Below are 16,977 nucleotides of genomic sequence, written 5' to 3'. Positions count from 1 at the left end.
CAATCACATCATGAATACTGAAAAAATAGGAAAGCGATTTAAACACATTCAATTAAATAAGCAAACAAACACGCGATTACTCACATTTCAATGCGCTAAAGCTCATAAAAACTGGTAATGCAATATTAATATAGGGAGCTAGTTAGCCCACGATCTTCGTTACTAAAATATAAGCTACCAAAAAGCCTATACCATTAGCTTGGGCAACACATTCTATTGCAGCAAATAATCAAGCCAGATCATTATTACATACAGCGCGACCACGAGTAGTCATTGTATCGGACTCCATTTCTTGTGATAGCGATGGCTATTGCACAAGCGCTTCATCTTCAGTCAACTAAACTCAGCTCTACTTTATAGCTTCGATAAGTACAGACACTATAACTAATTTTCCGCGTGAAACTGAATTTAGTATTTTACCTAAACAGCAATGACCCCTGTGATCACTGCAAACTTGTTGCGCTGAGCTTTTTACCTTCTCTGTAAAATACCTATGAGTGCTCTGTAGCTTTATCTGACGGGATAATTTAATTGAAGAAAGATTCGAATGTGCAGTTTGAGAGAACAATTAAAAAAACTCATCACCAAAAAAAGACCATTGCCTGATGAGCAATTCCGTAAGCACGACTAACGACTCACAAAAACAATATACACGTTGGTCAATCTCATTATTTAGCATGTAAAAATAAACAAAAAGACATAATTAATTCCAAAATAAAAAACAATCAGAAAAACAATTCCCCAAAAAAGGGTTAAATAGATTGAACAATACCAATATTTAAATTAACGTCGTTAATAGAATATCAACAAAAAAACACTGGGAACATCAATGAAAAACACTCTATTAACAAAACAAACTATTTTAACCACTGTGATTTTAGGTCATTTATATGCAGTTCCAGCAATAGCCATGGATACAGAAGATAAAATTGAAAAAGAGGAAAATCTAGAAGTAATAACGGTTACTTCGCGTAAAAAACTTGAAACAATCCTAGAAATACCTATGAGTATTTCAGCGGTATCTGCAGTTGAGATTGCCAATCGAAACTACCTTGATGCATCTGATATTTACCGTACTTTAGCTGGTGCTGCAGCACCTCGTGGTCAGTTAATTTTAAGAGGGTTAAGCGGAGGGAATAGCGCATCGCCAGATACAACAGCCATATTCACTGATGATATCCCGTATGAATTTACAAACCTCACAGATGTTGAGCGAGTTGAAGTATTACGCGGCCCACAAGGTACATTATACGGTTCGAATGCAATCGGTGGTACGGTTCGCATTATCACTAAAAAACCACAATTAGATGAATTTGAGTTATTTGGTACGATTGAAGGCTCAAGTGAAAATAATGTAGATGGTTTTGACAGCAGCTTATCTTTAGGTGTTAATGTACCTCTATTAGACGATACCCTTGCATTAAGAGTGACAGGTAATATAACCAACGATGTCCGTCCTTATGTCAATCAAGCAACAGGCCAACAGAGTAAAAGTCAAAGTAGTTTTATTCGAAGTCAATTATTATGGCAACCAATTGATAATTTAGCACTTAACTTCACCTATGTGCATGATGAGTATTCTGCTAATGGCGCAACATTGGGAGATACCTCAAAGCCAGGATATTACTATGAATTATCTTATGATGAAGATGCTTCAGCTAAGTACGGTTATGATATCTCAGACACTAAAATAACATGTGATCCGACATTTAATCGCCCAGATTGTATTCAAGGTGGTGGATTTATTCATGGTGCTGATGATAAATATGCTCTCTATAATTTACTCGATGGTTGGGATAAAGAGTCTACAAATTTATATAGCTTAACTGTTGATGTTGATAATATAGCCGACGTTGCTTCATTAACTTATGCTGGTTCATACCGAAAAGTAAAATCTGATTCGCTGGATGATTGGTCTCGTTTAGATGCTTCTGATATGTTTAAAACATGGATAATAAACGATCAAGAGCTGTCCCGCGTTACCCATGAAATTAGGCTTCAGAACTTCGATTTAAATAGCAATTTAAGTTGGACTGTCGGTGCTTATTGGGATAAATCATGGCGACCTGACTCTCCAGGTCATCAATGGCAATATATTGAAAGCGGTGACAGGACAGCAGCTGCTGCACTTTACTGGTGGGGGGACGATGCCCAGCAAATCGGTTTAGATAACTTTGACGATCCTAATAAAATTTGGAATTATCATGTGTTCAGCGAGTGGGCAAAAGAGTTTGCGCTGTTTGCAGATGTAGCGTACCAAATTGAAACAGACGATTTTGGCAATATTGAGTTAAATGCGGGTATTCGCCATTTCAATTTAGAAGATTTTGAACGCACTGAAGAAATTGGTGTGTGGTCAAACGATAAAACACTGATAGGCGGTGAAGAACAAGGAAATCGCTTTAAATTTAGCGCTTCTTGGCAACCTACTGATGATTATTCAATTTATGCTCTTTACTCTGAAGGATACCGCCCAGGTGGTAACAATAGCCCACTAGCCGCAGCGTGTGTAAATGATGTTAATGCTAAGAATCGTAAAGCTCGCTTCACATCTGATTCAATCGATAACTATGAAGTTGGCTTAAAGGGCTCATTATTCGATGGTAAGTTCAACTTTAGCTCTGCTATTTATCAAATAAACTGGAGTGATATTAAGACGAGTATTTACATGGATTCTTGTGGGTTCTCTTATACCGCAAATGCAGGAAAAGCACGTTCTAGAGGGCTTGAGTTTGAGTCAAAAGCAAGCTTAACAGATACTTTAGCATTAATTGTAAATGCCTCTTATACCAACTCTGAACTTACTGAAGATAATGAAACAATCGGTGGCGTTAAAGGTCAAGAAATGACGATGGTGCCTAAATATAATGCTTATATCGCAATTGATAAGGAATTTGACATTAATAACAAGCCATTCTTTATTCGTGGTGACGTCTCAGCATATGGTAAATACAACACGCACTTTGATACCAAACCTGGAGATGAAGTGCCTGGTTATGAAGTATTTAACTTATCAGCTCGTTATGAGGTCAACGAAAACGTGAAATTAAGCGTTCACTTAAATAATGTCTTCGATAATGATGCGATTAAGTATAAAAGAGATCGAAGTCGTAGTAATAGAACAACCGCTCAAAAATACATAGATTTTTTACCCGAGCGTAGCATTGGCATACGTTTAGATTACAACTTTATGTAAATAACAATTAAAGAGTCAATGCCGCTTTCTAAGCGGCATTATTTTTTCAACACGCTATTAACCAATTTATTTTTAGCTCAGATAAGTTCGCCAAAAATATAAAACGACCGTTATATAAATTGTATTAATTAAGTTAGCGACTTTAAAAATATCTCGTTGATAAAAATTAAAAAATTAGTGATTAATTTTTTCAACAACTAATTCTATGCAGCTCAAACTCGTTAAATCGTAATTGGTAATACTGACCACCATTAACTTCAGCTTTAGCCGCTCAAAAAAATCCCCGCTAAAAGGCGGGGATTCTTAATATAAGTATTTTGCTAATTACTGAGTAACACCTTCAGCAGCAACTGGCTCTGCTTCCTTTTCATCACTTAATAAGTATTTATCTAACCACTGCTCTTGCTCCCAAAGCACATGCAATAAGCTCTTACGGGCACGGTAGCCGTGCGCCTCATAAGGCAACATAACTAAACGAGCCTCTTTGCCAAGGCCTTTTAATGCGGCGTACATGCGCTCGCTTTGCATTGGAAACGTGCCTGAATTTGGATCTTCTTGGCCGTGTATCATCAACATAGGTTCATTGATTTTCTCAGCATGGAAAAATGGCGACATTGCTGCATACACATCTTGAGCTTGCCAAAAATCACGTTCTTCACCTTGAAAACCAAATGGCGTTAATGTGCGATTGTAAGCACCACTGCGGGCAATACCCGTTTTAAATAAGTCGCTGTGTGCTAGTAAATTAGCCACCATAAAAGCACCATACGAGTGACCAGCAATCGCTATTTTGTCTTTATCGGCAATGCCTTTTTCAACCAATACATCAACAGCGGCTTGCGCACTCGATACTAGCTGAGTACGGAAAAGGTCATTCGGCTCTTTACCATCGACACCTACAATTGGCATTTTAGGGTCATCAAATACCGCAATCCCTTTTGCAAGGTACGGCATAGGCCCCCAATACCCAATGTAAGTAAACTCATACGGTGATTCGCGCACTTGCGATGCCACCGCTTTATCTTTGTATTCAAGCGGGTAAGCCCACATCAGTACAGGTAACGTTCCTTGGGTTTTGTCATAGCCCGGCGGCAAGTAAAGTGTGCCACTCAGTTCAACACCATCCTCTCTCTTATAACGAATAAGCTCTTTAGTTACGCCTTTAAACTCAGGGTAAGGATGCTCAAACGTTGTTAATTGAGTGAGTTTGTCGTTATCTAAATCACGAATAAAGAAATTTGGTTGCTCTGTTTTTGATTCACGTATGGTGATCAAACGCTCGCCTTCATCGTCTAACATCGCACGCACACGCTCGTAATAAGGTGCAGCTGATTGCCAAACACGGGTTGTTGAGTTTGTTTTTACATCGTAACGGTCTAAGAATGGGATATTTCCTTGCTCAGACGCCCCATTACCACGGAAATAAATATAACGACCGCCAACCACTTTGATGACACTTTCACCTAAGTCGTTTTTCTCGTAGATTGGGTAACCTGGATCTTTATAAGCATCATTGTAACTGCGCTCAGAAAAGAGCACGCGATTTTTATCGGCATTTCGAGGTTGTATAACAAATGTGCGTATTTGTCTGTCGCTAAAACGCCATTCAGATAATAAAGCAACATTGTTACTGCCCCACTCTATTGAGTCGAAGCGACGCTCAACTTTAGCAAATAGCTTAGGTTCACGTTTAAACGGAGCGCGCAAACTATAAAGGTAATCATGGTGCGCTACGTCTGTTTTCATATCGCCACCGTCTTGTGCTTCTGCCCATATGACTTCGGCACCTTGGTCTGAACGCCACTGAAAATCTCGACGGCCAGTACGAACGCTGTCGTAACCTTGGGGAATATTGTCGGCTAGCGGCTGTTTTGCCAGCTCAGCCAAGGTGTAACCGCGCATTCCCCAAATTTGCCATGTAGCAGCAAAGCGTTGGTATGGAACTTGGTACGAAAAAGGCTCATCGATCATACCCACCAAAATATTGGTTGAATCGGGCGATACTGAAAACGACTTAATTAACCCAGCTTGACCAATTGGCTGCGCTTGGCCGCTCAATGGAATATAAGTAAGCTGACTTTGACCAAAAAACTTAAACTGCGCTTCATCGAAGGGGCTGCTTAATAAATTTTGATAAGTGCGCGCAGGTGCTTTTTCACCTGTACTTTGTTGAATTACCGGAACGACAGCCGTGCTGTCATTGGTTAAACGGGTTTTACCTAAATTAACAGCCGCATTTGCAACGATAGCACTGCTATCGGGTAACCACATGTAAGGAGTACGCGTTAATACTGAGTTTAACGGCGTATCACTGAGTTGCCTTGCTTGTTTTGTACTGACGTTATAAACCCATAAATTGGCACTATTTTTTTGTTCAATCACAAAGGCTAAGTATTGACTATCGCTTGACCAACTGGGCGAGCGAATTAAACCATTGGGTAAACCCGATACCGTAATTTCACTCCCTGTTTCAACATGCTTTAGCACCAGAGACGTAAATATAGCGCGCTCACGTGAGCGCGAAAAATTGGCAGGATTGAGTTTAATTCCGGCGAGTTTTAGTTCTTCTTTCGCAAGATCTTGTAGGGTATCAATACGTTTTCTATCAAATAATGCCAACCACTCGGCATCATTTGATAAATAACTACTGGGTGCTAATTTAGCATCGACAACCGAAGCCAAGGCAGGTGAAGGTGTTTGATACCCTTCATTGGCAAAACTTGAAGTACAAACTGACACGCCAATCATCAGCGTAAAAAGCAATTTTAATGCTTTCATGTTAGTTCCTTTTTTCGTTTTTATTTCCGACTAAGAAAATAGTTTAAGACATTTTATAAAGAGTTTCGACTCTTTTGGCAGCTAATCAGTGACTTAAATCACTAAATTACGCTAATATAAGCACACTATATTCGCTACTTTTCGCTAGACAAAAATGAAAAAATCAACGGGCAAAGTCACTATTTGGGACGTAGCCAAAGAAGCGCAAGTATCAAAATCTACCGTGTCTTTGGTTCTCACTAACAGTGATAAAGTCAGTAATAAAAGTAAAGAAAAAGTGCTGACTGCCATCGATAAGCTTGGTTATGTATATAATCGAGACGCCGCAGCACTTCGAAGTAAGCGCTCGAATCTTGTCGCACTGGTAATTAATGACCTAACCAACCCCTACTCAGCGCAACTAGCAGTAGGCTTAGAGAAGCATATTTACGATTTAGGGATGCTGCCTATGTTGGTAAATATTGCCGAATGTGTAGAAAGACAAAAGCAAGTTGTAAAAACTCTAAAAGAATACAATGTGTCTGCTTTTATTATGTGCCCGGCCCCTGGCACCGAACAAAGCTGGCAAGATGACCTGATTAATAGCGGCTTTCCTGTAATTAATATAATGCGTGAGGTTCCCTTTTCGGCAGCACCGTGCGTTTTACCCGACAACAAAAAAGGCACTCATATTGCTACCAGCCATATCCTGTCGCAAGGTATTGAAGAAATTGCTTTTTTAGGTGGTGTAGATGAAATATCAGACTACCATGAGCGACTGAGTGGTTTTTTATCAGCGCTTAAACAATTTAATATAAGCGAAGACAAACGTGTTATTCAGGCACAAACAAATCGTCAAGGTGGCCGCGAAGCATTCAACAGTTTGATCAAAAAATCCCCACATATCAAAGCGATTATTTGCTTTAACGATGTGATTGCTTATGGTGCCATTGAAGCAATGCGCCAACATGGATTAGAACCGGGCAAAGACATTAAAGTTGTTGGCTTTGATGATCTTGAAGATTCGCGATTAATGCTACCATCGCTCTCAACCATAGCAATAAATGCCGATGAAATTGGTAAGCGCACTTGCCAAGTTTTAAAAGAACTTCTTAATCAATCGACACCACCTGTCCGCACTTTGGTGGATGTCAATTTACAAATACGAGACTCAAGTCAATGAAAAAAGTGTTAGTGATCGGCTATGTATGGCCAGAGCCAAACTCCTCTGCCGCCGGCACCCACATGATGTCGCTATTGCGCGCCTTTCGAGCACAAAACTGGCAGGTCGAGTTTGCCAGCCCAGCGCAAAAAACAGAGCACATGATTGACCTTGCAAACGAAGGCATAACCAGCCAAGTCATTGCCCTAAACTGCGCCAGCTTTGATCAGTATGTACAAGCTTATAATCCCGATATCGTGATGTTTGATCGCTTCATGATGGAAGAGCAATTTGGTTGGCGTGTAGATAAATACTGTCCCAATGCTTTAAAAATCCTCGACACAGAAGACTTGCAATGCTTAAGAAACGCTCGCCACGAGGCACATAAAGCAGGACGTGCATTCAGCTTTGCAGACTTACACAGTGATATTGCCAAACGTGAAATAGCCGCTATTTTGCGCTCAGATATTAGTTTGATCATCTCGCACTATGAAATGCAATTACTAAACGATGTATTCAACGTTGATAGTGCGTTATTGCATCACTTGCCATTTTTAGTCGACTTAAAAGCGCTTCCGACCAACACAAAACCCTTTAATGAGCGCCAGCATTTTATGACGATTGGTAACTTTCGCCATGCCCCAAATTGGGATGCAGTCCTTTACTTACAACAAATCTGGCCGTTGATCCGCAAGCAGTTACCTGACGCCGAATTACATATTTATGGCTCTTACCCACCGCCTAAAGCAACGGCACTTAATAACCCTAAAACAGGATTTTTAATAAAAGGCTGGGCAGATGATGCCTATAAAGTGATGGAAGATGCTCGCGTATGCTTATCGCCACTGCGCTTTGGTGCCGGTATTAAAGGTAAGTTACTGGAAGCGATGATCATGCAAACGCCGAGTGTCACCACCCCAATTGGCAGTGAAGGCATGCACCTAAACGAGCCGTGGCCAGGTACAGTTTGCGAAAATGCAGAGCAATTTGCCGACGCCGCCGTAGCACTTTACAAAGATGAATCTGCGTTTATTCAAGCTCAGCAATATGGCAAACAGTTATTGCAAAAATATTATGATAAATCAAAACTTGAAGCGCAATTAATGGCTAAAATTGAACACGTCAGTGAGTCACTGATAAGCCATAGACACAACAATTTCACAGGGCAAATGCTGAAACATCACACAATGCGTTCAACACAATATATGGCGCAATGGATTGAAGCAAAAAATAAGTAAATTACCCCTAAATAACACTAGACATAGTAGCGTTTGTCGCTAAAATCGCGCTGGTAAATTTAAGCTTTATAGTCTGCTTTGCAGACTATATCTTATTGAAATTTGGTCTATCCTTAACTGAACAATTTAACCTTTGGTTCAAAACGCCTTTGAAAAACGCAACGTTTACTGAAAAACGAAAATTTATCGTTAAGCTGGGTAAAATGCTCCATAAATATGGCACACCAGCATATCGACTTGAAGCGCACTTAATGGAAGTCGCAACATATCTTGGCCTAAAATCCTCCTTCGTCATGTCGCCTACTTCAGTGACGTTTGTGATCTGGACAGATGGCCACGAAGAAGAGTACACCCATGTTGCACGCGTTGATCCGGGTGATCATGACTTAGGCTCGCTTGCTGATACCGATGATCTGGTAAATAAAATGCTCAATGGCGAGTTAACCTTGCAAGAGGTTGATAAACAGCTCGACATTATTTACACCATGCCAAACCCTTACAACAAATTTACCACTGGCGTTGCGTTTGCAACATCAGGTGGTGCATTTGCAATGCTAATGGGCACCAGTTGGAATGATGTATTTTGGTCTGCACTGCTGACTTTAGTGGTGTATTTATTTGTTCTTTGGTCAACACGTTCTAAGCGCGTTGCTCATATGCTTGAACCATTAGTGGCCATTGTTTCCGCTATTTTAGCGTGTGCAGTGAGTGTGTACCTCGATGCCGAAATTAATATTCGGTTAGTTGTTCTCTCTGCCATTATTGTGTTTATACCGGGGCTTGCTTTAGCGTTAGGCTTTGCCGAACTTGCAGCGAGGCATTTGGTGTCGGGAACAGCCAGAGTCATGGATTCCTTTATGTTGCTGTTTAAACTCTATTTTGGTGCTTTTATTGGTATTGGTATCGGGTTTGCGATTTTCGGACAAGCCGATTTTGTGCAACCAGAACCATTACCCAAGTGGACCGCATGGCTGGCTATTTTCATGTTATGTAGCAGCTTAATCGTGATATTTAGAACCAAGCTTAAACATGCGCTATGGTCAATTGCATCAGGTTTTATTGCATATGGTACAAGCATTGGCTCAGCAATGTATCTTGACTACACCTTGGGTACATTTGTAGGGGCATTATCGGTTGGTATTTTTAGTAACCTGTTTAACCGTGTTGCGAATGCACCTGCTTCTATCGTCGCCATGCAAGGATTAATCGTGTTAGTCCCGGGGAGCAAGACCTACATTGGCCTAAACTCGCTGATTGAAGGTCAAGATTTTGTGTACGCCGAGCACATAGGTCAGCAAACATTCTTGATTTTTATGTCGTTAGTAGCGGGTTTAATTTTCGCCAACGTTGCGCTGCCACCGAAAAAGAGTTTGTAATTTATATAAGCCCGAGTTTACTCGGGCTTTTTGGTTACCGGCAGTCGTAAGCAAGCGTGTAAAGTAAAGAAAACACCCCTTCTAAAGAAAACCAAGTTCGCCATGGATTAAAGCTTCGCATTAAAAACGAGGTTACTGCATAACTGATACAAACAAAATACCTAGGTGCCCCGCGACAATTTAAAATTTCCTTCTTCGTGTTTATTCTCAGCTTCTTTTAATCAGTATCGAATCGTTTTTAAATTTGCCCACTTTTTCATCTGAAAGTTGTGAATGTCCGCTATTTAATTATCTAAAAAACAATAAGTAAATTTAACTCATTAAAATAACCAACAAAAATAAAAATAAAAAATACTAATAAATCAATATATTAAACAAAACAAAAGTCTAAATTTAATTGATTTTTAACATTTCACAACTTTTCACTCAAATTCAAGACTCCCCAATCAAGAAAAGCGTTTAATAACCACTCAAACTTTATGACAGCGCTACCTTTTGGCAGAGCAAGAAAAATAAGCACGCTATACGTTGCGTTAGTTTGACACCCGTTAAGTGCTCTGTGTATGCAGCTAAGCACTTAAAACTAAATAATAAAACATAAGTTCGAATTCAAGAGAATGGACAATTTTGGGCAACTCGATGGTAACTTAACTATTAAGCTGACAACACAGTTTGATATTATTTTTGATGCTATCAATCTCACCAATGAAACAACCTATACCTATGAGCGCAATCAGTATGCTCCAACAGGCATATACAAAAATGGTCGTCGCTTCTATTTAGGCATTCGGTATAGTCATTAACCGCATTCGTTACTAATCCTGTTTCATATTGCTATAATCGGTGACAATAATAAAACAAGCGAAGGAAAACACTATGCTAAAGTCAGTTTTAGCCTTAGCCGTTGGTTTGTCTAGCACATTTGCTGTAGCCAACGATACTATCACGATTGATGATATCCCATTGATTCAATCTGTCGTTCAAACCAGTGTCAGCCCAGATGGCGATAATGTTGCCTTTACACGCTCGGTCCCGCGCACATTATATAAAGATAAAAATGGCCACAATTACAGTGAGCTTTTCATTGTTGACGACAAAGGCGTTGAACGTCCTTACATTACAGGTAAGGTCAATATCAAAAGCATTCAATGGTCTAACGACAGCAAAACGGTGTACTTTTTAGCTAAATTGAATGATGACGAATACACTTCCCTGTACCAAATCCCTGTTGATGGTGGCCAAGCGCAAAAAGTGTTGTCGTTAAAAGGCACATCTATTTCAAGCTATAAATTAGGCCCAAATAACCAACATGTGGCTATTTTGGCATTACCAGCAAAAGACAAGTCTGAAAAAGAACTAAAAAAACTTGGTTTTATGGCTGAAGTTTATGAGTTAGGTCTGGATAATAAAGCGCTGTTTATTGTCGATTTAGCGAACTCTAACACCCCATTAAAGCCTACAGCACTGAATGTAAATGACTACGTCAGTGATATGAATTGGTCTGCAAATGGTCAAAAACTACTTGTTAAAACCCAACCAACAGCGCTTATTGATGATAAATACACTAAATCAATGTGGCACTTGTATGATATTGCAAGCAATGAAGTCACTCTGTCTTTTAAAACAGAAGGCAAGCTAGGCGATGCTGAGCTGTCTGCCGATGGTAAATATATTGCTATTTTAGGGGCCGAAGACAAACACGACCCAGCCACAGGTCGCTTATTTATAGCCGACACTGATACAGCCGAAATCACTGAGTGGCTGCCAAACTTTATGGGGCATGTTGTTGACTTTGAGTGGTCTCATAAACGCAATACACTTAATTTTATAGCCAATGTGGGCACTGAAAGCTTTATTGCGAGTATTAAAACTGGTAGCAATAAGTACAAAAAGATTATCAAAGAAGGCAAATTTATTGCCACAAACCTAAGCGTATCTGACTCAGACAAAACACTTGCTGTTCGCGCTAATACGGCGCAGCACCCGAACGAAGTCTTTATTATTCGCGGTAATAAAGCCACCCGCTTAACCGATTCAAACAGCTGGTTGAGCGATAAACGCTTTGCAAAGCAAGAGACTATCTCGCTAAAAGCGCGCGACGGTGTAGACATTGAAGGGGTATTAATTTACCCACTAGATTACCAAGAAGGAACCCGTTACCCACTCATTATGTCGGTGCATGGTGGGCCTGAAAGTCATGACAAAAATGGCTGGTTAACCAATTACTCTCGCCCAGGGCAAATGGGTGCAGCACGCGGCTATGCAGTGTTTTATCCAAACTACCGCGGTTCAACAGGTAAAGGGGTTGACTACTCTAAGCTTGGCCAAAACGACTATGCAGGTAAAGAGTTTGATGACCTTGTCGACTTTAAAAACCATTTAGTTGAAATGGGGTTAGTTGATAGCAAACGTGTGGGTATTACCGGTGGCTCTTACGGTGGTTATGCCTCTGCATGGGCTGCAACTAAGCTCACCGAGCACTTTGCTGCCAGCGTCATGTTTGTGGGTGTTTCGAATCAACTCTCTAAGTTTGGTACAACTGATATTTCGAATGAAATGAACCTTGTTCACGCGCGTTCTTACCCGTGGGATAAATGGCAGTGGTACTTAGAGCGCAGCCCAATATATTGGGCTGGTCAATCTAAAACACCGCTACTTATTATGCACGGTAAAGATGATCCTCGCGTACACCCTGCTCAATCAATGGAGCTATATCGCTACATGAAAGTACAAGGTAAAGATGTGCGTTTGGTGTATTACCCAGGCGAAGGCCACGGCAACCGAAAAGTGGCTGCTCAATACGATTACAGCTTACGATTAATGCGCTGGATGGATAACTATTTAATGAAGGGTAATAAAGACATGCCTGAATTTGAAATTGACCATGCTGCAAAATTAAAAGCACGTAAACAAGCAGCAGAATAAAGCACTTCCCTAAACGCCCTGTCCTTAAAAAGCAGGGCGTTTTTAATTTAATACTGTACTTTGATTATGCAGCTCAAACTGATATAACTCATTAATAGGTTTACTAAAAAAATAAAAAGGAATTGTTCAGTGATGCGCCTAATCTGGATTTTTATCAGTCTCGTTGCTGTGAAAGTGTTCGCAGAACCTGCGTGTATTAATTGTCATCAAAGTCAGGTCGAGGATTGGCAAACATCACACCATTTTCATGCAATGGAAAAAGCCACACCGGCCACAGTGCTTGGCAACTTTGATGATCAAACACTTGAATACCAAGATCAAAAAGCACGCTTTTATACACGCGACCAACAGCTATTTATTGCTATGCCAAACCTTAACGGCACACTGACTGACTATCCCGTTTTATATACATTTGGTTACGAGCCACTGCAGCAATATATGTTTGATATGGGAGGAGGCCACATTCAGCTTTTTCCGTTTGCGTGGGATTCTCGTAGTAAGGAAAACGGCGGGCAGCGCTGGTTTGTGCTTCATCCTGAGCAAAAACAACATGATTTATTTCACTGGTCACAAAAAGGACAAAACTGGAATCACATGTGTGCCGATTGCCATTCAACTGAATTTAAAAAGCAATTCGATCTTAACACCAACCGCTTTAATTCAACCTACAGCGCTATCAACATCAGCTGTAAAGCGTGCCATGGCGATACAACTGAACACTTAAAATGGGCAAATGGTGATAAAAAAAGAACAGATAAAGGCTTTGCTAACAATATAAATACGCAAACGCCGTTGTTCACTACCCAAAAAGACGGCAGCATGAAAAGCGTGCAACCTCTCGTAAAAAGCGACCAAGTTCAAGTCTGTGCAACGTGTCATGCTCGTCGTTCGCAACTTAACGACCGAAGTGATCCCCATAGCTTTTTACAGGATTTTCGCGGATCGCTGCTTACGCCTGAGCTCTATCATGTTGATGGCCAAGTGTGGGATGAAAATTATGTGTGGGGCTCATTCTTACAAAGTAAAATGTTTAATGCAGGCGTAACCTGTAGTAATTGCCATAACCCGCATTCAGGAAAGCTAAAACTACCCGGCAACCAAACCTGTACACAGTGTCACAGCCAAGTCGATTTCGATACACCCGAGCACCACGGTCATAAACTCGAAAGTGAAGGTAGCCAATGTGTTGATTGTCATATGCCCGCTACTACGTACATGCAAGTTGATGCCAGACGCGATCATAGTTTTCGCGTACCTCGTCCAGACCTAACTCTTAAAACCAATGCACCCAATGCCTGTAATAGCTGCCATGAAGATAAAACACCTCAGTGGGCAGTAAAGCAGATACGGAACTGGCATCCAAATTCAGCACATTTAGGCAAAGAGCACTTTTCACAGGCGTTCCATGTCGCTGATAATGGGTTACCCAATGCATCAGCCATGCTGACAAAAATTGTGCAAGACAAATCATTTCCTGACATTATTCGCGCATCGGCACTGAGCCGTTTAGCAAGCAGCCCCGATAACAATGCCGTAGTTGCGATTGCGCGATCAGTAAAAGATCCTGAGCCGCTGAAACGCCAAGCAGCTATTGAAGCGGCAATGCCTTTTGACATCAACCAACGCTGGCGAATGCTCAATCCACTGCTTGATGACACGCACCTTCCCATAAGAGCAGAAGCAGCCCGCGCCTTAGCGCCTATGCTAATGGAGGCTTTTCCAAGTGGATTGAATGAACCAGACTCTGAGCGCCTGAATAAAGCCCTTAATGAATATAAACAAACCCAGCTGTATCAAGCTGAGCGCGGGTACGCACATACCAACTTAGGTAATCTCGCCCTTACTCTACAAAAACCAGAGGAAGCCAAAGCACATTATCTGCAAGCAATCAGCATTGAGCCAATTTTTGCACCTGCCTATGTTAACTTAGCCGACTTATATCGGAATCAAGGAAATGAGGAGGCCGCCCAGAAAACCTTGAAACAAGGCTTAGATGTAAATAATGAAAGTGCCGATTTGCATTATGCATTGGCAATGAGCTTAATTCGCACCAAGCAAAAAGAGGCTGCGTTAGGTCACTTAAAAAATGCCGCTAATTTTGCAAAAAACAATGCCAATTACTCTTTTACTTATGCGTTGTTGTTGCAAGACTTAGGTGACATGCCACATGCCATTTCGGCCCTTGAACATGCATTCACACTCGCACCAAATAACCCAGACATCAGTTACAGTTTAGCCCAGTGGTATGCTGGTGAAGAAAACTACGCTCAAGCACTCTTCTATGCACGAAACTTAGCGCGCCTTGTACCGAGCAATCAGCAAGTTCAACAGTTTATTCAACAACTAGAAATGATGAACAGTATTGGTAAATAAACACGCCATAAAAAGGGCCTAAAAAGGCCCTATTTATTACAGACTCTGTTTGGCTTTAGTGGCCATAATTTAATGACTTCGCTTTTTCTATTGCTTCGTTTACATTCAGTGAGGCTGCTTCTTGGCGAGGCGGGAACTCAACAAACGTTTTTACATGCTCATTTAACTTGGCAATAATAGGTTGCAATAACCAACTCTTACGCATGATTTGGTGAAAACCCGTTACCCCGTCGTAATGCTCTAAAGGGTCTTTACGTAAGTTGAACAGTTTGGGCATACTGTGAGTGATCATATCATCGTAGTAAATACCGGTTGGCTTCGTTGCAAAGTGCATTTTCCAAGGGCCAAAACGAACAGCAGTTAACTGCGACTCATAGTAATAAAAGAAAAAGTTACGCGCAGATTTATCAGCTTTACCAGTCCAGTAATCAAGGTTATTTTCACCATCGATATAAACTTTATCTGATTTTTTCAGTTTCTCACGTAAGTTCTTCTCACCGAGCGCAGCGGCAATAGTCGGAAAAACATCTTCATGTGATGAAATACCGTTGAGCTTTAAGCCTTTCGGAATTTTGTTAGGCCAACGAACCAAAAATGGGACGCGAACACCCCCTTCCCAGGTTGTCATTTTTTCACCACGGAACGAGGTTGTGCCTGCATCAGGCCAACTTGATTGCTCTGGACCATTGTCACTGGTGTAAATAACAATGGTGTTATCTGCAATTTTTAGCTCATCCAGTTTGTCCAGCAGTTTGTCCAGCAGTTTGCCAACATGCCCATCATGCTCCATTAAACCACTACCAAAAATATCTTCTTCCGAGCTAATATCGGTTGCTAAATGACGGCTTTCTGGTTTTAAGTGCGTATAAACATGCATGCGGCTAGTGGCATGCCAAATAAAGAATGGTTTTTTAGCTTTAACAGCGCGTTCCATAAAATTGAGCGAACGCTCTAACACTTCTTCATCAAACGTTTCCATTCGTTTACGCGTCAGTGGTCCTGTATCCGTAATTTTACCATTAGCATATGACTCAATAACCCCTCGTGGCCCAAACTGTTTTATAAACTTCGGATCTTTAGGGTAATCAGCTTGTTCTGGCTCTTCAGAAACATTTAAATGATACAAGTTACCGTAAAACTCATCAAAGCCATGCTTAGTTGGTAAGTGTTCATCCAAATCGCCTAAATGATTTTTACCATACTGAGCAGTCATGTAACCACGGTCTTTTAAGAATTCAGCCAATGTAGGATCGGCTTCTTTAATTCCTAACGGGTTACCGGGCTGGCCTACCGTTGTTAAACCTGTACGAATTGGTAACTGACCCATTAAAAATGCCGCTCGCCCTGCTGTACAACTTGGTTGCGCATAATGATCTGTGAAAAGCGCACCCTCATTAGCAATTCGGTCGATGTTTGGGGTCGGGTAAGTCATACCATGCGAATATGCACTAAGTGAAATTGGGGCAACGTCATCAACCATAATGGCCAACACGTTTGGTTTATCTGCAGCAAGGCTTATGGTGGACACCAAGCTGCAAATAGCTGCCGCGAGTAGTTTTTTCATAAATCATCCTTTTTCATTGTTAATAACATCATAGTCTCATGATGAATCAACAATCAGTATAGATGAAAAAGCCACCATTTCTAGTTTCTAAATTAGGCAAACACGATTTAAATCAACTTTTCTTTTATCCACACAGCCCTTATTAATAAGTTGATTTTATTAACTTTTAAATATTTAGAAATGCCTATTCAGCAACCAAATAAGCAATCAAGTATGAAATGAAGGAGACAGCACAGTGGATATCGCTGCTAGCAGCCCTTATTTGTAAATTTATAAACGGCTAAACATGCACTTAAGGCTCTGGTGTAAGCAGTGTGGTGAGGGGATTTTTTACTGGTTTTTTTTACGCTCTTTACATGAATAAATTGCCCTAAATTGATCTATCC

At 40.8% G+C, this 16,977-nt stretch carries 9 protein-coding genes; 7 read left to right on the top strand and 2 right to left on the bottom strand.

Annotated features, from left to right (window positions below; translation table 11 throughout):
• The first annotated feature begins 829 nt into the window (after nt 1-829).
• Nucleotides 830-3,196 (top strand): TonB-dependent receptor, encoded by a 2,367-nt coding sequence (locus tag ACSSVW_RS00520; protein WP_421420178.1) that lies wholly within the window; start codon nt 830-832, stop codon nt 3,194-3,196.
• A gap of 324 nt (nt 3,197-3,520) precedes the next feature.
• Here the strand turns inward: ACSSVW_RS00520 and ACSSVW_RS00515 are convergent, their stop codons facing one another.
• Nucleotides 3,521-5,944 (bottom strand): S9 family peptidase, encoded by a 2,424-nt coding sequence (locus tag ACSSVW_RS00515; protein ID WP_454178805.1) that lies wholly within the window; start codon nt 5,942-5,944, stop codon nt 3,521-3,523.
• Between the two features lie 184 nt (nt 5,945-6,128).
• On the opposite strand from ACSSVW_RS00515, the gene ACSSVW_RS00510 reads away from it, so the two are divergent.
• The 6 genes from ACSSVW_RS00510 to ACSSVW_RS00485 all read left to right on the top strand — a co-directional run bounded on the left by ACSSVW_RS00510 (nt 6,129) and on the right by ACSSVW_RS00485 (nt 15,027).
• A complete protein-coding gene (locus ACSSVW_RS00510) occupies nt 6,129-7,136 on the top strand; it encodes a LacI family DNA-binding transcriptional regulator (RefSeq protein WP_036972298.1) in 1,008 nt (335 codons plus the stop codon).
• Nucleotides 7,133-8,353, top strand: a complete 1,221-nt coding sequence (locus tag ACSSVW_RS00505) for a glycosyltransferase (protein ID WP_074988719.1) — start codon at nt 7,133-7,135, stop codon at nt 8,351-8,353. The genes ACSSVW_RS00510 and ACSSVW_RS00505 overlap by 4 nt, the downstream gene beginning before the upstream one ends.
• 149 nt (nt 8,354-8,502) lie before the next feature.
• Nucleotides 8,503-9,729 (top strand): threonine/serine exporter family protein, encoded by a 1,227-nt coding sequence (locus ACSSVW_RS00500; RefSeq protein WP_036972924.1) that lies wholly within the window; start codon nt 8,503-8,505, stop codon nt 9,727-9,729.
• A gap of 617 nt (nt 9,730-10,346) precedes the next feature.
• A complete protein-coding gene (locus ACSSVW_RS00495) occupies nt 10,347-10,532 on the top strand; it encodes a TonB-dependent receptor (RefSeq protein WP_036972301.1) in 186 nt (61 codons plus the stop codon).
• Between the two features lie 73 nt (nt 10,533-10,605).
• On the top strand, nt 10,606-12,654 hold the full coding sequence (locus ACSSVW_RS00490; protein ID WP_036972302.1) for an alpha/beta hydrolase family protein: 2,049 nt from the start codon (nt 10,606-10,608) through the stop codon (nt 12,652-12,654).
• A 132-nt stretch (nt 12,655-12,786) separates the two neighbouring features.
• A complete protein-coding gene (locus ACSSVW_RS00485; protein ID WP_454178804.1) occupies nt 12,787-15,027 on the top strand; it encodes a tetratricopeptide repeat protein in 2,241 nt (746 codons plus the stop codon).
• Between the two features lie 55 nt (nt 15,028-15,082).
• Here ACSSVW_RS00485 and ACSSVW_RS00480 read toward each other — a convergent pair whose 3' ends face one another.
• A complete protein-coding gene (locus tag ACSSVW_RS00480) occupies nt 15,083-16,591 on the bottom strand; it encodes an arylsulfatase (protein ID WP_454178611.1) in 1,509 nt (502 codons plus the stop codon).
• Nucleotides 16,592-16,977: the final 386 nt, after the last annotated feature.

Source organism: Pseudoalteromonas sp. MBR-15, assembly GCF_053628915.1.
This window is presented reverse-complemented; position numbering and strand designations above follow the sequence as displayed.